The following is a 17,194-nucleotide window of genomic DNA, read 5'->3' as shown; positions in this document are numbered from 1 at the left end:
CCCGCTCCGGCCGGGCCGATCGGCGGGCGTGCAGGGAGCTCGGCTAGAGTCGGTCGGATGCCTTCCCCACTCTCCGAGGCCGGGACCACCGGCCCGACCCAGGACGAACCGACCCAGGACGAACCGATCCAGGGCGGCGGATTCGTCCGGGTGCGCGGCGCCCGCGAGAACAACCTCCGCAACATCGACGTCGACGTGCCCCGCGACGCGATCGTCGCCTTCACCGGCGTCTCCGGATCGGGCAAGTCGTCCCTCGCGTTCGGCACGATCTTCGCCGAGGCACAGCGGCGCTTCTTCGAGTCCGTGGCCCCGTATGCCCGCCGGCTCATCCAGCAGGGGCACACCCCGCAGGTCGACGAGATCACCGGGCTGCCGCCGGCCGTCGCCCTGCAGCAACGCCGGGGCACGCCGAGTTCGCGCTCCACCGTCGGCACGCTGACCACCCTCTCCAACTCCCTGCGGATGCTGTATTCCCGCGCCGGCACATATCCCCCGGAGGCCGCCGGGCGCCTGGAATCCGACTCCTTCTCGCCCAACACCGCGATGGGCGCCTGCCCCCGGTGCCACGGCCTCGGCAGCGCGCACACCGTCAGCGAGTCCTCGCTCGTGCCCGATCCGAGCCTGAGCGTGCGCGACGGAGCCATCGCGGCCTGGCCCGGCGCCTGGCAGGGCAAGAACCTGCGCGACATCCTGATCGCCCTCGGCTACGACGTGGACACGGCCTGGCGCGACCTGCCCCGGGACGCGCGGGACTGGATCCTCTTCACCGACGAGCAGCCGGTCGTGCAGATCACCCCGCAGCGGGACCGGGTCGCCAAGCCGTACCAGGGCCGGTTCTGGAGCGCCAAGAGCTACGTCCTGCACACGCTGGCCGATTCGAAGAGCCAGACCATGCGGCAGCGCGTCCTCCGGTTCGTCGACACCGGGCCGTGCGGGCTCTGCGGGGGCAGCGGGCTGAAGCCCGAGGCCCTCGCGGTCACCTTCGCGGGGCGCACCATCGCCGAGGTGAACGCCCTGCCCCTCACCGCGCTGGCCGACGTCATCCGCCCCACGTCCGAGCTGACCCAGGCGTCCGCCGCCAGCAGTTCGGCGGCATCGGGCGAGCTGACCGAGGTCGCCGTGACGCTCACCCGCGACCTGCTGCGGCGGGTCGAGGTGCTGGTCGAGCTGGGGCTGGGCTACCTCAGCCTCGGCCGGGCCACCCCCACGCTGTCGCCGGGCGAGATGCAGCGCCTGCGCATCGCCACCCAGCTGCGCTCCGGCCTGTTCGGCGTGATCTACGTGCTGGATGAGCCGTCGGCCGGCCTGCACCCCGCCGACGCCGAGCCCCTCCTGGTCGTTTTCGAACAGCTGAGGCGCGCGGGCAACTCCGTCTTCGTCGTCGAGCACAACATGGACGTCGTGCGGCGGGCCGACTGGGTGGTCGACGTCGGCCCGCACGCGGGCGAGGGCGGCGGAGACGTGCTCTACAGCGGGCCGGCCGCGGGGCTGGCCGAGGTGCCCGCCTCGGTGACCCGCCGGTTCCTCTTCCCCGGGCAGTCGCCGGCGGCGGCGCCCCGCCCCCTCCGCGAGGCCCGCGGCTGGCTTCGCCTGCGCGGGATCAGCCGGCACAACCTCCAGGGCGTCGACGCCGACATCCCGCTCGGGGTGCTCACCGCCGTCACCGGCGTCTCCGGGTCGGGCAAGTCCACGCTGGTCAGCCAGGTGCTCGCCGACGCGGTCGGCAGCCGACTGCGTTCCGCCCCTGGCACGGATGCCCCGGAGCCGGGCTCGCTCGGGGGCTCGGACGAGGGCTCGGACGCGGACGCGGACTCGGACTCCGGCGACCGAACACGGGTCGATGAGGTCACCGGCCACGATGCCTTCGACCGGCTCGTGCGGGTCGACCAGAAGCCCATCGGGCGCACGCCGCGTTCCAACCTGGCCACCTACACGGGCCTGTTCGACGCCGTTCGGGCGGCCTTCGCCGCCACCGACGCCGCCCGCAGCCGCGGCTTCGGTGCCGGCCGGTTCTCCTTCAACGTCGCCGGCGGCCGGTGCGAAACCTGCCTGGGCGAGGGTTTCGTCGCCGTCGAGCTCCTCTTCCTCCCCGGAAGCTACGCGCCCTGCCCCGCCTGCCTGGGCTCGCGCTACAACGCCGAAACGCTCGAGGTGACCTACCAGGGCAAGACCATCGCCGACGTGCTCGGCCTGACCGTCACCGCCGCGGGCGCCTTCCTGGCGGAGGTGGCGCCGGCCGCGCGCAGCCTGGCCACCCTCAAGGAGGTCGGGCTCGGTTACCTCCGGCTGGGCCAGCCGGCCACCGAGCTCTCCGGAGGAGAGGCCCAGCGCATCAAGCTCGCCACCGAGCTGCAGCGGGCGTCCCGCGGGCACACGCTCTACCTGCTCGACGAGCCGACGACCGGACTGCACCCGGCGGATGTCGAGCTGCTGCTGGTCCAGCTGGGCCGGCTGGTAGACGCGGGCAACACCGTCGTGGTCGTGGAACACGAGATGGACGTCGTGGCCGCCGCGGACTGGGTCATCGACCTCGGCCCGGCCGGCGGGGACGCGGGCGGGCGCATCATCGCCGCCGGACCTCCCCTGGCCGTGGCGGGGCATCCGACCAGCAGGACCGCGCCCTACCTCGCCGCCCGGCTGGCCGCCGGTGCCGCCGGGGAACCGGTCGCCTGAGGCGCGCCGGTTAGGGCTGCCCGGCTCGCTGGACCAGCCAGGAATACGGGTCGGTGGGTGTGACGCCGTCGAGGAGGATCTCGAAGTGGAGGTGCGGGCCGGTGCTCTGGCCCGTGCTGCCCACCTTGCCGAGCACCTGGCCGACGGCGACGGACTGCCCCTGCCTGACGGTGAGGCTGCCCTCCTGCATGTGGCCGTACTGGCTGCTCACGAGCCGGCCGCCGACCCGGTGGTCGATGATGACGTGCACGCCGAGTCCGCCGTTGTCATAGGCGGTGGCCAGGCGCACCGTCCCCGCGGCGATGGCGTGGATCGGCGTGCCCGCGCCGGGGTTCATGTCGAGCCCCTTGTGGAAGGTGGAGCAGCCGGCGCAGGGCGCGACCCGGGGACCGTAGCCGCCCGCGATCGGGACCCGGCCGGGGAAGGGCCAGCGGATGGCCGCCCCGGAGGTGCCGAAGGTGCCGGCGGCCGCCGAGGCGGGCCTGGGCTTCGGCGGCGCCGCCCTGGCGGTGAACCCGTCGCGCACGATCGTGACCGTCGACGCGGAACTGACCGGCAGGGTCTGCACGCCCACGGGGGACGCGGCGGGCGGGGCAGTCGAGAGGGCGTCGAGCGCGTCGGGGTTCACGGCGTGGGCCGGCAGCGACACGCTCACGGTCAGGAGCGCGGTAAGCACCATGGCGGCGGCGCCGAATGCGCCCTGGCGCAGGGAGGCCGGGATCCCGCTACGCATAGGCGCCCAGGGTCGGGGCATAGATCGGCAGCAGATTTGTAGGCATGGCGTCATCTCTCGTGGTCGCGACAGGCGCGCGCGAGCGCGATCAGGTCAGGTGGCAGAGGACCCTCGCGCCGAGCAGCAGGCAGTTTCGACCGGCACTGGGGCCGGATAACTGCGCGAACTGGTGGGGAAGTGATCCTTCGATGCGACCGGCAAGTCTCCATGACGCCAGGCGCGTATTCGACGAGGCTACGTGCCGACCCTGAGAAAACGGTGATTCCGCCTCACTTTCGGTCGGCGCAGGCGGGCGGCGCCGAGGGGGCCGGTCACGTCGGGCCCGCTCCGGTCAGGCCTGGTCGGCGGCCGCGGCCTCGAACACGGCCGTCGCCACGGCCAGGTCTTCCCACGGCATCCCGGTGGTCTTGAACACGGCCGGGCGCCGCGCATCCGGGACCGTGCGGCCGAGAACGAGATCCGCCAGGGTGACCAGGCTGTCCGGCCCGTGGATGGCCCCGGACTCGAGGCCGTGGATGACCTCCCCGGCTTCCCGGAGGGCGCTGGCCCTCGATTCGACGCAGACCGTCCCGCGGCCAAGGAGCGCATCGTCCAGCTCCCGGTGCCCCGGCGTGTGCGAGCCCATGGCCACCACGGCCGCCGAGTCCGGCACGAGCGACCCGTCGAAGAGCGGCTCTGCGGCGGCGGTGCAGCAGAGGATGATGTCCGCCCGGGCAACCGCCCCGGCGTCGCCGACCCGGACCTCGAGGCCGAGCCCGCGAACGCGGGCGGCCAGCCGCTCCGCGTGCGCGGCCGTCCGTCCGACGATCTCGACGGCCGTCAGGTCGAAGAGGCCGGTGAAGGCTCGGATGTGCTCCCAGGCCTGGGCTCCGGTGCCGAAGACGACGAGGCGCTTCGGCCCCGGCGCGGCCAGGCGGCGAGCACCCAGCCCGGACACGGCGGCGGTGCGCAGGTTCGTCAGCGCCATGCCGTCGAGGATGGCAAGCGGCCTCTGGTCCCCGCCCCCGAACAGAGAATAAAGACCCTGGATCACCGGGCGTCCGGCGCCGGCATTCGCGGGGGTGATCGTGAGGAGCTTGCTCCCGACGTACTCGCCCAGGGTGGACGGCATCTGCAGCAGCTGCCCGGACGAGGTGTCCACCCGGGTGCGCGGGGCGTCCTGCTCGGGGTCGAACCCGGAGTTCAGCACGGACTCCAGCGCCCCGATTGCCGCCTCGGTCGTCAGCGCCTTCTCGATCGTGTCGCGGCCGAGGTAAACGGGGCCTTCGCTGGTATCCATGCTCAAGCTTCCCATCACGATTCGTGGTATAAAAAACTCGGTGGCAACTTTCCCCCCTTGCCCGCTCCGGGCCGGCTCTGAAGTCTGACTGTGGGCGGGAGGAAATGTGCCGAAAGTCGACTCCGGCCTGCGAGAACTGCGAGAGCTGCGACGCCAGAACGCGCTGCTCAAGACGGGCGCCCTGCAGGATGCGATCTTCAACAGTGCCAACTTCTCCAGCATCGCCACCGACGCCCACGGCGTCATCCAGATCTTCAACGTCGGCGCCGAACGAATGTTCGCCTACGCCGCGTCCGACGTCGTCAACCAGATCACTCCGGCCGACATCTCCGACCCCCAGGAGCTGATCGCCAGGGCCGGCGCCCTCAGCCTCGAACTCGACACACCGATCACCCCCGGATTCGAGGCCCTCGTCTTCAAGGCCTCCCGCGGCATCGAGGACATCTACGAACTCACCTACGTGCGCAAGGACGGCAGCCGCTTCCCCGCGATCGTCTCCGTCACCGCCCTGCGCGACGCCGCGGAAACCATCATCGGCTACCTGCTCATCGGCACCGACAACACCGCCCGGAGGCAGGTCGAGGCCGCGCAGGCGCTGCTCGACCAGAGGATACGCGACCAGCAGTTCTACACTCGCTCGTTGATCGAATCCAATATCGATGCGCTGATGACGACAGACCCGCAGGGCATCATCACCGACGTCAACCAGCAGATGATTGCGCTCACCGGGCGCACCCGCGATGAACTGATCGGCGCGCCCTGCCGCACCGACCCGATTCGGGCCGATGCCGCGACCAAGCGCGTGCTCACCGAGAACAAGGTCAGCAACTACGAGCTGACCGTGCGTGCCCTGAGCGGTGAAGAGACCGTGGTGTCCTACAACGCGGCAACCTTCCATGACCGCGAGCGCACGCTGCGGGGCGTGGTCGCCGCGGCGCGCGACGTGACCGAGCGCAAGACCTTCGAGCGCGCGCTTCAGGAAACCAACATCGAGCTTGAGCATGCCAGCCGGATGAAGTCCGAGTTCCTGGCGACCATGTCGCACGAGCTTCGCACGCCGCTGGACGCCATCATCGGCTTCTCCGAGGCGCTAAAGGACGGCCTGATCGGTGACGTGAGCGCCACCCAGTCGGAGTACATCGGCGATATCTTCACGAGCGGACAGCACCTGCTCTCCCTGATCAACGACATCCTCGACCTGTCGAAGGTTGAAGCCGGAATGATGGCGCTCGAACTGGAGCCGGTCGACGTGACCAGCCTGCTGCTCGGAAGCCTCTCGATCGTCAGGGAGAAGGCCGCCGCACACCGAATCCAGTTGGAGATCGACTCGCCGCCCGACCTCGGAGCCCCGCGGCTCGACCTGCGCAAGACCCGGCAGATCGTCTACAATCTGCTCGCGAATGCCGTCAAGTTCAGCGCAACCGGCGGTCGTGTGGTCGTGCGTGCGCGACGCGTCCCGCGCGACGTCGTCGGCACTCTCCCCGGGACCTGGCCAGTGCACGCGTTTCCCCTCGCCGACAATGGATCTGACGAGTTCCTGGAGATCAGCGTCGAGGACAGCGGCATCTCCGAACGGGACATGACGAGGCTCTTCCAGGCCTTCAACCAGATCGACAGCGGCCTCGCGCGCAAATTCGAGGGCACCGGCCTGGGGCTGGCCATGGTGAAACAGCTGGCGGAACTGCACGGGGGAACCGTTGCCGTGGCCAGCGCGGCGGGCGAAGGCGCTCGCTTCGCGGCCTGGTTGCCCCTGGACGCGCAGGATCGGCCGGTCGTCGCAGCGCCTCGCCCCGCCGAAGGGCCGCCATGGCCTTGATCCTGATCGTCGAGGACAATCTCGCGAACATGAAGCTCGCCACCCTGCTCCTGGTGCGCGCCGGGCACACTGTGCTGACGGCCGCCGATGCGGAAACCGGGCTGACCCTGGCGCGCGCGAATGGGCCCGACCTGGTCCTGATGGACGTGCAGCTCCCCGGGATGGACGGGCTTGCGGCGACCGTCCTGCTCAAGGGCGATCCGACCACCGCTGCCATCCCCATCATCGCGTTGACCGCGATGGCGATGCAGGCGGACCGGGAGAAGTCGCGCGTGGCCGGGTGCGACGCGTACATCACCAAGCCGCTGCGGTACAAGGAACTGTACGAGGTGATCGATTCCCTCCTGGCGCCGGGCCGGGCCGGGGCCGCCCCGGAGACGCCGTCCCCGGTCGTCCCGCCCGAGGCAGGCGAGATGCCGCACTTCGGTGCCGGGGAACCCGGCCCGGCCGTGGACGTGAGGATCCTCGAGGGCCTCGTCGGCGACGATCCGGTCGTCATCCGCGAGTTGTTCGGCGACTTTCGCACGAGCGCGATCGCGATCGCCGAGGAATTGGCCGCCGCATGCGAGAACGGGGAGCCGGCTCGCGCCGGGGAGCAGGCCCACAAGCTCAAGTCCTCCGCTCGTGCCGTCGGCGCCCTGGCCCTCGGCGAACTCTGCGCAGCCATGGAGACAGCAGGTCGGTCGCACAGCACCCATGAGCTGGCCACACTGCTGCCACTCTTCGAGCAGGAACTCGGCGCAGTGAACGCTTTCCTTGATTCCCTGCCGCCAGGCCACAGACTCCCCTGAAACCCGCACCGAGAAGTCCGTAGCAACAACCTCGTACCCAGCCCCCGTACCAGGACGCACGCAGGAAGAAAGTCGTACCAAGCGAACAAGAGCACCGACGTGAACATGACCAGAAGCACGATTCGCATCCTGATCCTCGATGATGAAACCTTCATCCACAAACTGCTGGCCCTCATGCTGGCGAAACTGGGCTTCACCGAGGTGACGGCCTGCGATAACGGCGTGGAGGCTCTCGGACTCATCGGCTCCCCGATGCCGCCGGATCTGATCCTGCTCGACCTGAACATGCCGGGAATGGACGGCATCGAGTTCGTCCGAAAGCTGGTCGAGCACGGCTACTCCGGCAGCGTCATCCTGGTCAGCGGCGAAGACGAACGCGTCATGATGTCGACGGAGCACCTGATCCAGGCGCACAGGATCACGGTTCTCGGCCAATTGAGCAAGCCGGTCTCCCTGTCCGGGCTGGCCGCGATGACCGACCGGTGGAGACCGTCCGAGGCTCCTCACGCGCCGAGGAAGATCTACGGCGCCGGCGAACTGGGCACCGCCATAGCCAACGGCGAACTGACGAACTACTACCAGCCCAAGGTCGACGTCGCCTCCGGCGACGTTGTCGGGGTTGAAACCCTCGTCCGCTGGCGGCATCCGGCGGACGGGCTCGTCTTGCCCGACCAGTTCATCGGGACCGCCGAGGACGACGGACTCATCGATGAGCTGACTCTGGTCGTGCTGACCGGCGCCCTGGCCCAGGCGACGGCCTGGCGCCAAGCCGGGCTGAATCTCCGCGTCGCGGTCAACCTCTCGATGGACAGTTTCTCGTCGGTCGCCTTCGCGGACTTCGTCGCCGGGGCTGTGGCGGCCGCGGGGGTGGTGCCGCAGGACATAATCCTGGAGGTGGCGGAGAGCCGACTGATGCTCGACCAGCGTGCGCCGCTGGAGGTCCTGACCCGGCTGAGGATGAAACGGTTCCGGCTCTCGATCGATGATTTCGGAACCGGGCACTCCTCGTTGAGCCAGCTCCGCGACTTCCCGTTCGACGAGCTCAAGATCGACCGTAGTTTCGTGCACGGCGCCTCGCGCGACAAGACCTTACGCGCGATCTACGCGACCAGCCTGGGCCTGGGCAAGCTTCTCGGCATGGAGGTCGTTGCCGAGGGGGTGGAGGATCGCGACGATTGGGACCTGGTGCGCGACACGGGATGCGCCCTGGCGCAGGGCTATTTCATTGCCCGACCGATGCCGGCCGCTGATCTCGCCGGGTGGATTCCGACCTGGCGCCAGCGCGTGCGCGAATTCGCGGACGACGTCTCCTAGGACTTGCGCGGAGCGCCCTCTGGCTCGGTCGGTTCGGGTGTGATCCGGAGCCCGGCGGGAGTGTTCGAGAGCCGCACGAGCTCCTCCAGCCAGGCGCGGTTGAGGCTAGGCTCCTTGCTGCCGAAGAACTCGAACTGCAGGGGAATGGCCGGGTGCAGCCAGATGGAGCTGTGGCCGCTTCCGGATGCCGCGGAGTTCTCCCAGGAGAAGGTGAAGCTCTCGCCCCGGCGGAGCTTGGCGACGATGACAACCTTGAGGTGCGCGAGGACGCGATCGTCGAAGTCGACGGTGATGGACGGCGTTCCGTAAATGAATTTACCCAACGGATTCCTCATCTCATTAGGTTCGGGTGAAGGGAAGGCCTCGACACGGTGCGGGTGCGATGTCGATTAGTCGGAGTCTCCCACGAAACCAGGGTCATTGTTCGTGGCTGAGGCCATTCTCGATGTTGGCCACCTCGCGGTTGAACGCGGCGGCATCCTTGTCGGCCTGCACGGACGGCCTGGACACGGCAACGATCCCGATCTGCGGCAGGTCGGGCACGGGAAAGAGCCTCTCCTCCTCGTCCGCGGACAGGAGCTCGACGTCCGACACGTCGAACTGCATGCCGGGGCCGAGCAGCAGGGTGTGGATGGTCGTGGTTCCGTCCTCCTCGAGCACCGGGACATCCACCGCCACGCTGCTGGAGTCACTGGCGACGTTCGTGGCGAACTCGAGCAGCGCATCGGTGACGGCGCTGCCGGTGACGATCGAACCGCCCGCGTAGGTTATGCGTTTCATGCTTAGACACTAGCCGCCGACCCGGGCCCCGGGGCGGGCAAAGCGGCCTATTATCTAGATCAGCCGATGGCTCCGCGTTGGCGGTCCGCCTTTCATGTTTGCCGGGCATCACCTGTCACGAACACGGAATGAGGTAGCAACAATGGACACACAAACCACGCTGTTGTGGGGTTTCGGGCTCATCGGAATCCTCGCGCTGGTCGGGGTGATCGTCGTCATCGCACGCCGGCGGAGCGAGCAGGCCCTGCGGGAAGAGCAGGAGCAGGACGCGGCCCGCGCCGCGGAGCTGCGCCTCAAGGCGCAGGACACCGAACTCGCCGCCCGGGAATCCGAGGCCCAGGCGAGCCGCGCCCGGGCGGACGCGGAGCAGGCGCAGGTCGAGGCCGAACGGCTCCGCCGGGAGGCCGCGCAACGCCAGGCGGACGCGGCCGACCTTCGCGTCAACTCGAGCGAACAGCACCAGGCCGCGGATTCCCTCGATCCGAACATCGGACGGAACGAGGACATTCCCCCGAACGATTCGGTCTGAGCGGGTCTAGCCGACTGCCGAGCGCACCAGCGCCAGTGTGCGCTCGGTGACCACGGCCAGGGGCGCCCCCGCTTCGATCGCGGCCATCGCCGCCTCGAGTGCGCCTCCGAGGAGCCGCGCGGTGATCTCGAGTTCGGGCACGGCGAGTTCCCGCAGCGCCTCGATGAAGGGCGCCGCCTGTTCGTGGTGCAACTCGGCGAGCCGGGCCAGGCAGTCCGGGGGAAGCTGCGCCGCGGCCAGCGCCGCGGCCGGGCGGTGCGCCCCCTCGGCCGCGAGGCCCAGGGTCACCCGTACGTATGCGTCGAGAGTCTCGCGCGGTCCGTTCGCCCGGGCCAGGGCCTCCCGGAGCGTCGCGTTGGCGCGCGGGAAGGCATCCTCGATCACGGCGGCGAGAATATCGGCGCCGGAGGTGAAGTACTGGTAGACGCTGGGCCGCGACAGTCCCGCCGCGGCGCCTACGGCCGCAGGCGTGACCGCGCTCACGCCACCGCTCACAAGCAACCCGCTCGCGGCCTGCAGGAGCGCGGAGCGCTGGCGAACGCGGTGCTCGGCGACGGTCGGGGCGGAGATCCTGGGCATGTCCGGCCTTTCCGCGCGATGACTGTTCCACGCCCAGTTTACGAGGCCGCGTGGCGAGGGTCTAGGATGCTGACATTACTGTCAGCAAATCGGCACCCGACCGATGAAGAAAAGAGAAGGATCGACCGTGACCGACGCGCTTGCCCGCCCAGCCGACGCCACACTGAATCCCAAGCGCTGGAAGGCCATGCCGATCATCGCACTGGCGGTGTCCATCATCATCATGGACGCGACGGTCGTCAATGTCGTGTTGCCCGTCCTGATCCGGGACATCTCGTTGACGGCAGCCGACGCCGAATGGGTCAACTCCGTCTACGCGCTGGTCTTCGCATCGCTGTTGATCACGGTCGGCCGGATCGGCGACATCTACGGCCGGCGACGGCTGCTCATCATCGGCATCGTGATCTTCGGCATCGCGAGCGTGCTGGCCGCCCTGTCGGACTCCGGCGCGACCCTGGTCGCGGCCCGACTCCTGCAGGGCGTCGGCGGGGCCATGATCCTGCCCGCGACCCTCTCGACCGTCAACGCACTCTTCACCGGGCGGGAGCGCGGAATCGCCTTCGCGATCTGGGGCTCGACGATCGGCGGCATGGCCGCCGTCGGTCCACTCGTGGGCGGCTGGCTGACCACCGATTTCAGCTGGCGCTGGGCCTTCCTGATCAACGTTCCGATCGCGATCGTCGTGCTGGTCGGCGCCCTCCTCTGGGTTCCGGAGACGAAAGACCCGCACGCCGCACGCGGCGCCGACGTGGCCGGCGTCCTCCTCTCCGTCTTCGGGTTGGGCGCGGTCGTCTTCGGACTGATCGAGGGCCAGCGCTACGGCTGGTGGACGACCACGGAACAGCTCACCCTCGGCGGCTTCCACTGGACCTGGGCGCTTTCTCCGGTGCCGGTCGCCTTCGCGCTCGGCGTGATCATGCTCTGGGCCTTCGTGCTCGTCGAGCGGGCCAGGGCACGCGCCGGCAAACCGGCCCTGCTCGACTTGACGCTGCTCGGCATCCGCAGCTTCCGCTACGGCAGCATCGCCGCCCTCGTCGTGGCCCTCGGCGAATTCGGGATGCTCTTCGCCCTGCCCTTGTTCCTGCAGGGCGCCCTCGGCTACACCGCGTTGGAGACAGGACTGCTCATCCTGGCCCTCGCAATCGGCACCTTCCTCATCTCCGGCGGTTCGGCCCAGCTCACCCGCCGGCTCGGCGGCCGAGGCACCGTGCGCGTCGGCCTGCTGCTCGAGGCCGTCGCCATCACCGGGCTCGGCCTGAGCATCGGCCTCACGCCGAGCGCGTGGCTCCTTGCGGCCTGGCTGTTCCTCTACGGGGTCGGCGTCGGGATGGCCACGGCCCAGCTCACGAGCGTGATCCTCGCCGACGTTCCGGTCAGCCAGAGCGGGCAGGCATCCGGCCTGCAGAGCACCTTCCGCCAGTTGGGGTCGGCGCTCGGCATCGCCGTGCTGGGCACTCTGCTCGTGTCGACGCTCGCCGTCTCGACGGCCGCCAATCTCGCGTCGGTGCCCGGCCTCTCCGAGGCCTCCCGAGACCAGGCCGTGTCGATCGTCAAGGGGTCGGCGGGCGCCGCAATTCCCGGGCTCGGGTCGCTGCCTGAAGGCCCGGCGATTCAGTCCGCGGCCGAGTCCGCCATGGTGACCGCCGCCCGGATCACGACGCTCAGCGCGGCCGGCATCATCCTCCTCGGCCTGCTCGCGACCATCGCGCTTCCACCGATGCGCCGCGAGGACGAGGCCGTACCGGCGGCCCGGGCGGCCACCGACGCCAGGTAGACACCTGGCCGGGGAAGGCCCGACGAGATCGGCGCGGTTACCGTGCAGGCGATCAGCACTGCAGAATGAGTGGAGCAGGATCGCTGTCGGTGCGCAACCGTGTGATTGACGGATGCTCCAGCTGCTCGAGCGGTATCGATCAGGAGGCACAGTGTTGAAACTGGGGTTGAAGGCGTCGGCGGAGCAATTCGGGCCGCGCGAACTGGTCGAGCTGGGAGTCCTGGCCGAAGAGCACGGGCTCGACAGCGTCACCGTCAGCGATCACTTCCAGCCCTGGCGCCACACGGGCGGGCACGCACCGTTCTCCATCGCCTGGATGACCGCGGTGGGCGAACGAACCAAGCGGGTGCAGATCGGCACCTCGGTGATGACCCCGACGTTCCGCTACAACCCGGCCGTGATCGCCCAGGCGTTCGCCACGATGGGCTGCCTCTACCCTGACCGGATCTTTCTCGGCGTCGGCACCGGCGAGGCGCTCAACGAGATCGCGACCGGCTTCAACGGCGAATGGCCCGAGTTCAAGGAGCGCTTCGCGCGCCTCCGCGAGGCCGTCGACCTCATGCGCGAGCTCTGGGTCGGCGACCGGGTCGACTTCGACGGCGAGTACTACAAGGCCAAGGGTGCGTCGATCTACGACGTCCCCGAGGGTGGCATCCCCGTCTATGTCGCCGCGGGCGGCCCGGTCGTCGCGCGCTATGCCGGGCGTGCGGGCGACGGATTCATCTGCACCTCGGGCAAGGGCATGGAGCTCTACACCGAGAAGCTCCTGCCCGCCGTCGCCGAGGGCGCCGACAAGGCCGGCCGCGACCTGGCCGACATCGACCGGATGATCGAGATCAAGATCTCCTACGACACCGATCACGATACCGCGCTGGAGAACACCCGGTTCTGGGCCCCGCTCTCGCTCACCGCCGAGCAGAAGCACTCGATCCAGGACCCGATCGAGATGGAAGCGGCCGCCGACGCGCTCCCCCTGGAGCAAGTGGCCAAACGCTGGATCGTCTCCTCCGATCCCGACGAGGCCGTCGCGCTGATCAAGCCCTACCTCGACGCCGGCCTCAACCACCTCGTCTTCCACGCCCCCGGCCACGACCAGAAACGCTTCCTCGGGCTCTTCGAGCGCGACCTGGCCCCGCGGCTTCGCGCGCTCGGCTGAGGACCACTTCATGGCAATGCAGCGCACAATGTTCAAATCCAAGATTCACCGCGCGACCGTGACGCACTCCGACCTGCACTATGTGGGATCGCTGACCGTGGACCTGGACCTCCTCGATGCCGCGGACCTCCTGCCGGGTGAGTTGGTGAGCATCGTGAACGTGAATAACGGGAACAGGTTCGAGACCTACCTGATTGCCGGGCAGCGCGGCAGCGGGGTTATTGGCGTGAACGGCGCGGCCGCGCGACTGGCCCACACCGGCGATCTCGTGATCATCATCTCCTATGCCCAGATGAGCACGGACGAAGCACGAGTCTTCGTGCCGTCCGTCGTCCACGTGGACGAGCGCAATCGCATCCTTCTGGTCGACTCGGACCCGGCCGGATCGCTCGTCGAGGGACTCCTGCCACCGCCGCTGGCCGCCCACTAATCCGGATGCCGCACGATCTGAGTGACCAACTCGTGATCGGAATCGCTTCGAGCGCGCTCTTCGACCTCGCGGAGTCCGACGCGGTGTTCCAAATCGAGGGCGAGGAGGCGTACCGACGCTTCCAGGAGGAGAACATCGCGGAACCCCTGCTGCCGGGCGTCGCCTTCCCCTTCATCAAGCGGCTCCTGGCCCTGAACGACCTGGCGGACGAGGGGGCGGCCCCGTATGTCGAGGTCATCGTGCTGTCGAAGAACGATCCGGATACCGGCCTGAGGGTCATGCGATCGATTGCCCACCATGACCTCCCGATCACCCGGGCGGTCTTCATGCAGGGCAGCTCGCCGCACAAATTCATGCCGGCGTTCAAAATGGCCCTCTTCCTCTCGGCGGATCACGCGGACGTCCGCAGGGCGGTCGAGCTTGGCCACCCGGCCGGCCAGGTTCTCGACGCCACCTGCTCGAGCGACGACAGCAACGATCTCCGCATCGCCTTCGACTTTGACGGCGTCCTGGCGGACGACGGCGCTGAGCGCGTCAACACGGAGAGCGGCCTCGCGGCGTTTCACGACCACGAGGTGGCTCACCTGTGGGAGCCGCTGTCCCGGGGCCTCCTCCGGGATCTCCTGGCCGGAATCAACCGGATCCAGAGGCGGGAAGATGAGCTGAAGCTCGCCAACCCGAGCTACCGCATGCGGGTGCATGTGTCACTGGTGACGGCACGCAGTGCTCCGGCGCACGAGCGCGCCATTCGGAGCCTGAAGGAGTGGGGCGTCACGGTCAACGACGCCTTCTTTCTCGGTGGCCTCGAGAAGGCGGATGTCCTGGCCATCCTGAAGCCTCACATCTTCTTTGATGATCAAACAAGCCATCTGGATGCCGCCTCCCGGGTCGTCCCCAGCGTCCACGTGCCCTTTGGTGTCACCAATCGGTAGCCTTGGAACCAGACGTCCACGTGAGGTTGGAGCGTCAGGAGCACAGCGATGAGGATCGGCGAGCTTGCGCGACGGGCGGGGTGAGCGTTCGCGCGCTTCGTTACTACGAAGAGAAGGGGCTGCTCGCCAGCGAGCGCACCTCGGGCGGTCAGCGGGAATACCGGGAGGACGCGGTCGGCCAGGTGGTGTTCTTCCAGCAGATGTACGCGGCCGGTTTGTCGAGCCGCCGGATCGCCGACCTTCTGCCGTGCATGGACACCGGGATGACCACCGAGGAGCAGCGCGAGATGCTCGTGAACGAACGAGCGCGGCTCGATGAACGAGTCGGAGCGCTGCAGACCGCCCGCGATCGGCTTGACGACGTGATCGCCGCGGCGTCCAGGACGGCCGTCGCCGTCGTGGCCTAACCCATCCGTCCCCGGACTTGAAGCTGACGTCAACGTCAGCTTCTCGTGTCGTTCCCGGTTCGCTCATTCGAGGGGCTCAGCCAGGCACGCGGCGGGCACTGCCTGCGGAAGGAACATCGCAGTCTGTAAACGAAAGGCCCCCGATTGCTCGGGGGCCTTTCTTGTCCGACTGGGTTTCGCAAATAGATTCAACCTATTTAGCAATCAACCCGCTGTGCGCGAGGGGGGACTTGAACCCCCACGTCCTTTCGAACACTGGCACCTGAAGCCAGCGCGTCTGCCAATTCCGCCACTCGCGCGAACTTAGAAATGCTAGCACTTTCAGATGCCTGTTTTCGCCATGAGGCCCGCTTGCACGGTTCGCCGGCCTCCGCCACCGCTCACCGGGGGCTTCCGACGCGCTACCCCGACATGCGACCCTGGGGCGCACAACTCCTCCAGAATCACCGGACAACTCCGAGGATCCGCGTGATTCCGCGGGGCCTGCCCGGCGGCGGCACCGAATTGGAGGAGTTGTGCGCGTGGGAGAACATCGGGCGCACTTCGGGGGTGTCCGGTGATGGCCGAACCCACCTCCGGCTCCCCCGGCAGGGCGACCGGGACGGCAGTGGCGACCGCGGCGAAATAGGCTGCGCAACGACCGCGCCCGTAAGATGACATTTCGTGCGCTCAACCGCCCTTCAGGCGAGTTAACACGTGAGCCAAGTAACATGCTCATAGCCAAACGGATCGGATCGGGAGACCTGTGGGCATACTGGACAACTTTGAAAAGGGCTTGGAGCGCGCCGTCAACGGCGCTTTCGCGAAGACCTTCAAGTCGGGCGTGCAGCCGGTGGAGATCACCTCGGCGCTTCGGCGCGAGCTCGACACCAAGGCCGCCGTCGTCTCGCGCGACCGCATCCTCGCGCCCAACCGCTTCACCGTGCGGCTGGCGCGCGCCGACTTCTCCCGGATGACCGGGATCGGCCCGACCCTCATCGACGAACTCACCCAGCTGGTCGAGCAGCACGCCCGCGAGCAGCGCTACCAGTTCGCCGGCGCCGTCGAGATCACCCTCGCCGAGGACTCCGGCCTCAGCGTCGGCATGGTGCAGATCGACTCCAGCAACCTCAAGGGCAACATCGCCTGGACGCCGGTGCTCGAGATCAACGGCAAGCGCCACCCGATCGTCAAGGCCCGCACCGTCATCGGCCGCGGCAGCGACGCCGACATCACCGTCGATGACAGCGGCACCTCGCGCCGCCACGTCGAGATCCTCTGGGACGGCTCCCGCGCCCAGGTGCACGACCTCGATTCCACCAACGGCTCGCAGCTCAACGGCGAGCCGGTCAAGAAGGCCGCCCTCGAGCCCGACTCGGTCGTCACGATCGGGCGCACCCGCATCGTCTTCCGCGTCGTCGCGCAGGCCGGCCCGGCCGGCAAGGCCGCCGGCTTCTGGGGGCCCAGCGCATGAGCGTCAGCGAACTCACCCTCCTCGTGCTGCGCCTGGGCTTCCTGCTCCTGCTCTGGCTCTTCATCTTCGGCATCGTCTACGCGCTCCGCAGCGACCTGTTCGGCCAGCGGGCGCGCAAGATGCAGCCGGATGCCGCGGCAGCGGCCCCCGCGCCGTCCCCGGTTTTCCCCGCCTCCGCGACCGCGCCCACCGAGGCCGTCTCCCGGCCCGTCGTGTCGCCCGACAGCGGCGGAACCGAGAAGGCGACCGCGCAGAGCGCGACCCGGCTCGTGATCACCTCCGGCCCGAAGGCGGGCACCGAGTTCCCGCTCGGCGGAGAGCCGATCACGATCGGGCGCTCCGGCGACTCCAGCCTCGTCATCCGTGACGACTACACCTCGACCCACCACGCCAGGCTGATGCTGTGGCATGACGACTGGATGATCCAGGACCTCGACTCGACCAACGGCACCTTCCTGGCCGGGAGCCGCATTGCGGTGCCCACCCCCGTTCCCCTGAACACCACGGTCAAGATTGGCGCAACCAGCTTCGAGCTTCGGCGGTAAGTC

General features: G+C 68.8%; 17 protein-coding genes and 1 tRNA gene. 12 read left to right on the top strand and 6 right to left on the bottom strand.

Annotated features, from left to right (window positions below; genetic code table 11):
* The first annotated feature begins 57 nt into the window (after nucleotides 1–57).
* The gene (locus E3O23_RS10840) at nucleotides 58–2,673 is read left to right on the top strand and encodes an excinuclease ABC subunit UvrA (RefSeq protein ID WP_166790490.1); all 2,616 of its coding nucleotides are present in this window, start codon (nucleotides 58–60) and stop codon (nucleotides 2,671–2,673) included.
* A 10-nt stretch (nucleotides 2,674–2,683) separates the two neighbouring features.
* Here E3O23_RS10840 and E3O23_RS10835 read toward each other — a convergent pair whose 3' ends face one another.
* Nucleotides 2,684–3,406, bottom strand: coding sequence for a M23 family metallopeptidase (locus E3O23_RS10835; RefSeq protein WP_134490905.1), 723 nt, complete (start codon nucleotides 3,404–3,406; stop codon nucleotides 2,684–2,686).
* A gap of 331 nt (nucleotides 3,407–3,737) precedes the next feature.
* Nucleotides 3,738–4,685: an ornithine cyclodeaminase family protein gene (locus tag E3O23_RS10830; RefSeq protein ID WP_134490903.1), complete on the bottom strand. Its 948-nt coding sequence runs from the start codon at nucleotides 4,683–4,685 to the stop codon at nucleotides 3,738–3,740.
* Nucleotides 4,686–4,791: 106 nt separating this feature from the next.
* Between E3O23_RS10830 and E3O23_RS10825 the strand changes: the two genes are divergently transcribed.
* The 3 genes from E3O23_RS10825 to E3O23_RS10815 all read left to right on the top strand — a co-directional run bounded on the left by E3O23_RS10825 (nucleotide 4,792) and on the right by E3O23_RS10815 (nucleotide 8,606).
* Nucleotides 4,792–6,501: a PAS domain-containing sensor histidine kinase gene (locus tag E3O23_RS10825; protein ID WP_198415175.1), complete on the top strand. Its 1,710-nt coding sequence runs from the start codon at nucleotides 4,792–4,794 to the stop codon at nucleotides 6,499–6,501.
* Nucleotides 6,492–7,292, top strand: coding sequence for a response regulator (locus tag E3O23_RS10820; RefSeq protein ID WP_134490899.1), 801 nt, complete (start codon nucleotides 6,492–6,494; stop codon nucleotides 7,290–7,292). The genes E3O23_RS10825 and E3O23_RS10820 overlap by 10 nt, the downstream gene beginning before the upstream one ends.
* A 105-nt stretch (nucleotides 7,293–7,397) precedes the next feature.
* On the top strand, nucleotides 7,398–8,606 hold the full coding sequence (locus tag E3O23_RS10815; protein WP_134491068.1) for an EAL domain-containing response regulator: 1,209 nt from the start codon (nucleotides 7,398–7,400) through the stop codon (nucleotides 8,604–8,606).
* Here the strand turns inward: E3O23_RS10815 and E3O23_RS10810 are convergent.
* Both E3O23_RS10810 and E3O23_RS10805 read right to left on the bottom strand, forming a co-directional pair.
* Nucleotides 8,603–8,929 (bottom strand): DUF7882 family protein, encoded by a 327-nt coding sequence (locus E3O23_RS10810; RefSeq protein ID WP_134490897.1) that lies wholly within the window; start codon nucleotides 8,927–8,929, stop codon nucleotides 8,603–8,605. The two genes, E3O23_RS10815 and E3O23_RS10810, sit on opposite strands and share 4 nt — an antisense overlap.
* Before the next feature lie 94 nt (nucleotides 8,930–9,023).
* Nucleotides 9,024–9,386 carry a hypothetical protein gene (locus E3O23_RS10805; protein ID WP_134490895.1) on the bottom strand — a complete coding sequence of 121 codons (363 nt, stop codon included), beginning with the start codon at nucleotides 9,384–9,386 and terminating at the stop codon, nucleotides 9,024–9,026.
* 142 nt (nucleotides 9,387–9,528) lie between these two features.
* Between E3O23_RS10805 and E3O23_RS10800 the strand changes: the two genes are divergently transcribed.
* On the top strand, nucleotides 9,529–9,915 hold the full coding sequence (locus E3O23_RS10800) for a hypothetical protein (RefSeq protein WP_134490893.1): 387 nt from the start codon (nucleotides 9,529–9,531) through the stop codon (nucleotides 9,913–9,915).
* Nucleotides 9,916–9,921: 6 nt separating this feature from the next.
* Here the strand turns inward: E3O23_RS10800 and E3O23_RS10795 are convergent, their stop codons facing one another.
* Nucleotides 9,922–10,494, bottom strand: a complete 573-nt coding sequence (locus E3O23_RS10795; protein ID WP_134490891.1) for a TetR/AcrR family transcriptional regulator — start codon at nucleotides 10,492–10,494, stop codon at nucleotides 9,922–9,924.
* Between the two features lie 127 nt (nucleotides 10,495–10,621).
* On the opposite strand from E3O23_RS10795, the gene E3O23_RS10790 reads away from it, so the two are divergent.
* The 5 genes from E3O23_RS10790 (at nucleotide 10,622) to E3O23_RS10770 (ending at nucleotide 15,193) form a co-directional block, all read left to right on the top strand.
* The gene (locus E3O23_RS10790) at nucleotides 10,622–12,268 is read left to right on the top strand and encodes an MFS transporter (protein ID WP_338145306.1); all 1,647 of its coding nucleotides are present in this window, start codon (nucleotides 10,622–10,624) and stop codon (nucleotides 12,266–12,268) included.
* A gap of 151 nt (nucleotides 12,269–12,419) precedes the next feature.
* Nucleotides 12,420–13,424 carry a glucose-6-phosphate dehydrogenase (coenzyme-F420) gene (fgd, locus tag E3O23_RS10785; protein ID WP_241983434.1) on the top strand — a complete coding sequence of 335 codons (1,005 nt, stop codon included), beginning with the start codon at nucleotides 12,420–12,422 and terminating at the stop codon, nucleotides 13,422–13,424.
* A 16-nt stretch (nucleotides 13,425–13,440) separates the two neighbouring features.
* Nucleotides 13,441–13,854: an aspartate 1-decarboxylase gene (panD, locus tag E3O23_RS10780; RefSeq protein ID WP_134491066.1), complete on the top strand. Its 414-nt coding sequence runs from the start codon at nucleotides 13,441–13,443 to the stop codon at nucleotides 13,852–13,854.
* 5 nt (nucleotides 13,855–13,859) lie between these two features.
* Entirely contained in the window at nucleotides 13,860–14,786 is a 927-nt protein-coding gene (locus tag E3O23_RS10775; protein ID WP_134490886.1) for a 5'-nucleotidase, read from the top strand.
* 80 nt (nucleotides 14,787–14,866) lie between these two features.
* Nucleotides 14,867–15,193: a MerR family transcriptional regulator gene (locus E3O23_RS10770; protein ID WP_241983433.1), complete on the top strand. Its 327-nt coding sequence runs from the start codon at nucleotides 14,867–14,869 to the stop codon at nucleotides 15,191–15,193.
* Between the two features lie 215 nt (nucleotides 15,194–15,408).
* Here E3O23_RS10770 and E3O23_RS10765 read toward each other — a convergent pair.
* Nucleotides 15,409–15,492 (bottom strand) — tRNA-Leu (locus E3O23_RS10765).
* 446 nt (nucleotides 15,493–15,938) lie between these two features.
* On the opposite strand from E3O23_RS10765, the gene E3O23_RS10760 reads away from it, so the two are divergent.
* Together E3O23_RS10760 and E3O23_RS10755 are read left to right on the top strand one after the other, a co-directional pair.
* Nucleotides 15,939–16,646 (top strand): FhaA domain-containing protein, encoded by a 708-nt coding sequence (locus E3O23_RS10760; protein WP_134490884.1) that lies wholly within the window; start codon nucleotides 15,939–15,941, stop codon nucleotides 16,644–16,646.
* Nucleotides 16,643–17,191: an FHA domain-containing protein FhaB/FipA gene (locus tag E3O23_RS10755; RefSeq protein ID WP_134490882.1), complete on the top strand. Its 549-nt coding sequence runs from the start codon at nucleotides 16,643–16,645 to the stop codon at nucleotides 17,189–17,191. Before E3O23_RS10760 ends, E3O23_RS10755 begins: the two co-directional genes overlap by 4 nt.
* The last annotated feature ends 3 nt before the right edge of the window (nucleotides 17,192–17,194 follow it).

Source organism: Cryobacterium tagatosivorans (genome assembly GCF_004402215.1).
Lineage (GTDB): Bacteria > Actinomycetota > Actinomycetes > Actinomycetales > Microbacteriaceae > Cryobacterium > Cryobacterium tagatosivorans.
This window is presented reverse-complemented; position numbering and strand designations above follow the sequence as displayed.

Excerpts from the sequence above, each read along its gene's own strand:
- E3O23_RS10795 (WP_134490891.1), bottom strand. The coding sequence starts at position 10,494 with ATGCCCAGGATCTCCGCCCCGACCGTCGCCGAGCACCGCGTTCGCCAG.
- E3O23_RS10835 (WP_134490905.1), bottom strand. The coding sequence starts at position 3,406 with ATGCGTAGCGGGATCCCGGCCTCCCTGCGCCAGGGCGCATTCGGCGCC.
- E3O23_RS10755 (WP_134490882.1), top strand. The coding sequence starts at position 16,643 with ATGAGCGTCAGCGAACTCACCCTCCTCGTGCTGCGCCTGGGCTTCCTG.
- E3O23_RS10815 (WP_134491068.1), top strand. The coding sequence starts at position 7,398 with ATGACCAGAAGCACGATTCGCATCCTGATCCTCGATGATGAAACCTTC.
- E3O23_RS10830 (WP_134490903.1), bottom strand. The coding sequence starts at position 4,685 with ATGGATACCAGCGAAGGCCCCGTTTACCTCGGCCGCGACACGATCGAG.
- E3O23_RS10805 (WP_134490895.1), bottom strand. The coding sequence starts at position 9,386 with ATGAAACGCATAACCTACGCGGGCGGTTCGATCGTCACCGGCAGCGCC.
- panD (WP_134491066.1), top strand. The coding sequence starts at position 13,441 with ATGCAGCGCACAATGTTCAAATCCAAGATTCACCGCGCGACCGTGACG.
- E3O23_RS10820 (WP_134490899.1), top strand. The coding sequence starts at position 6,492 with ATGGCCTTGATCCTGATCGTCGAGGACAATCTCGCGAACATGAAGCTC.
- E3O23_RS10775 (WP_134490886.1), top strand. The coding sequence starts at position 13,860 with ATGCCGCACGATCTGAGTGACCAACTCGTGATCGGAATCGCTTCGAGC.
- E3O23_RS10800 (WP_134490893.1), top strand. The coding sequence starts at position 9,529 with ATGGACACACAAACCACGCTGTTGTGGGGTTTCGGGCTCATCGGAATC.
- E3O23_RS10840 (WP_166790490.1), top strand. The coding sequence starts at position 58 with ATGCCTTCCCCACTCTCCGAGGCCGGGACCACCGGCCCGACCCAGGAC.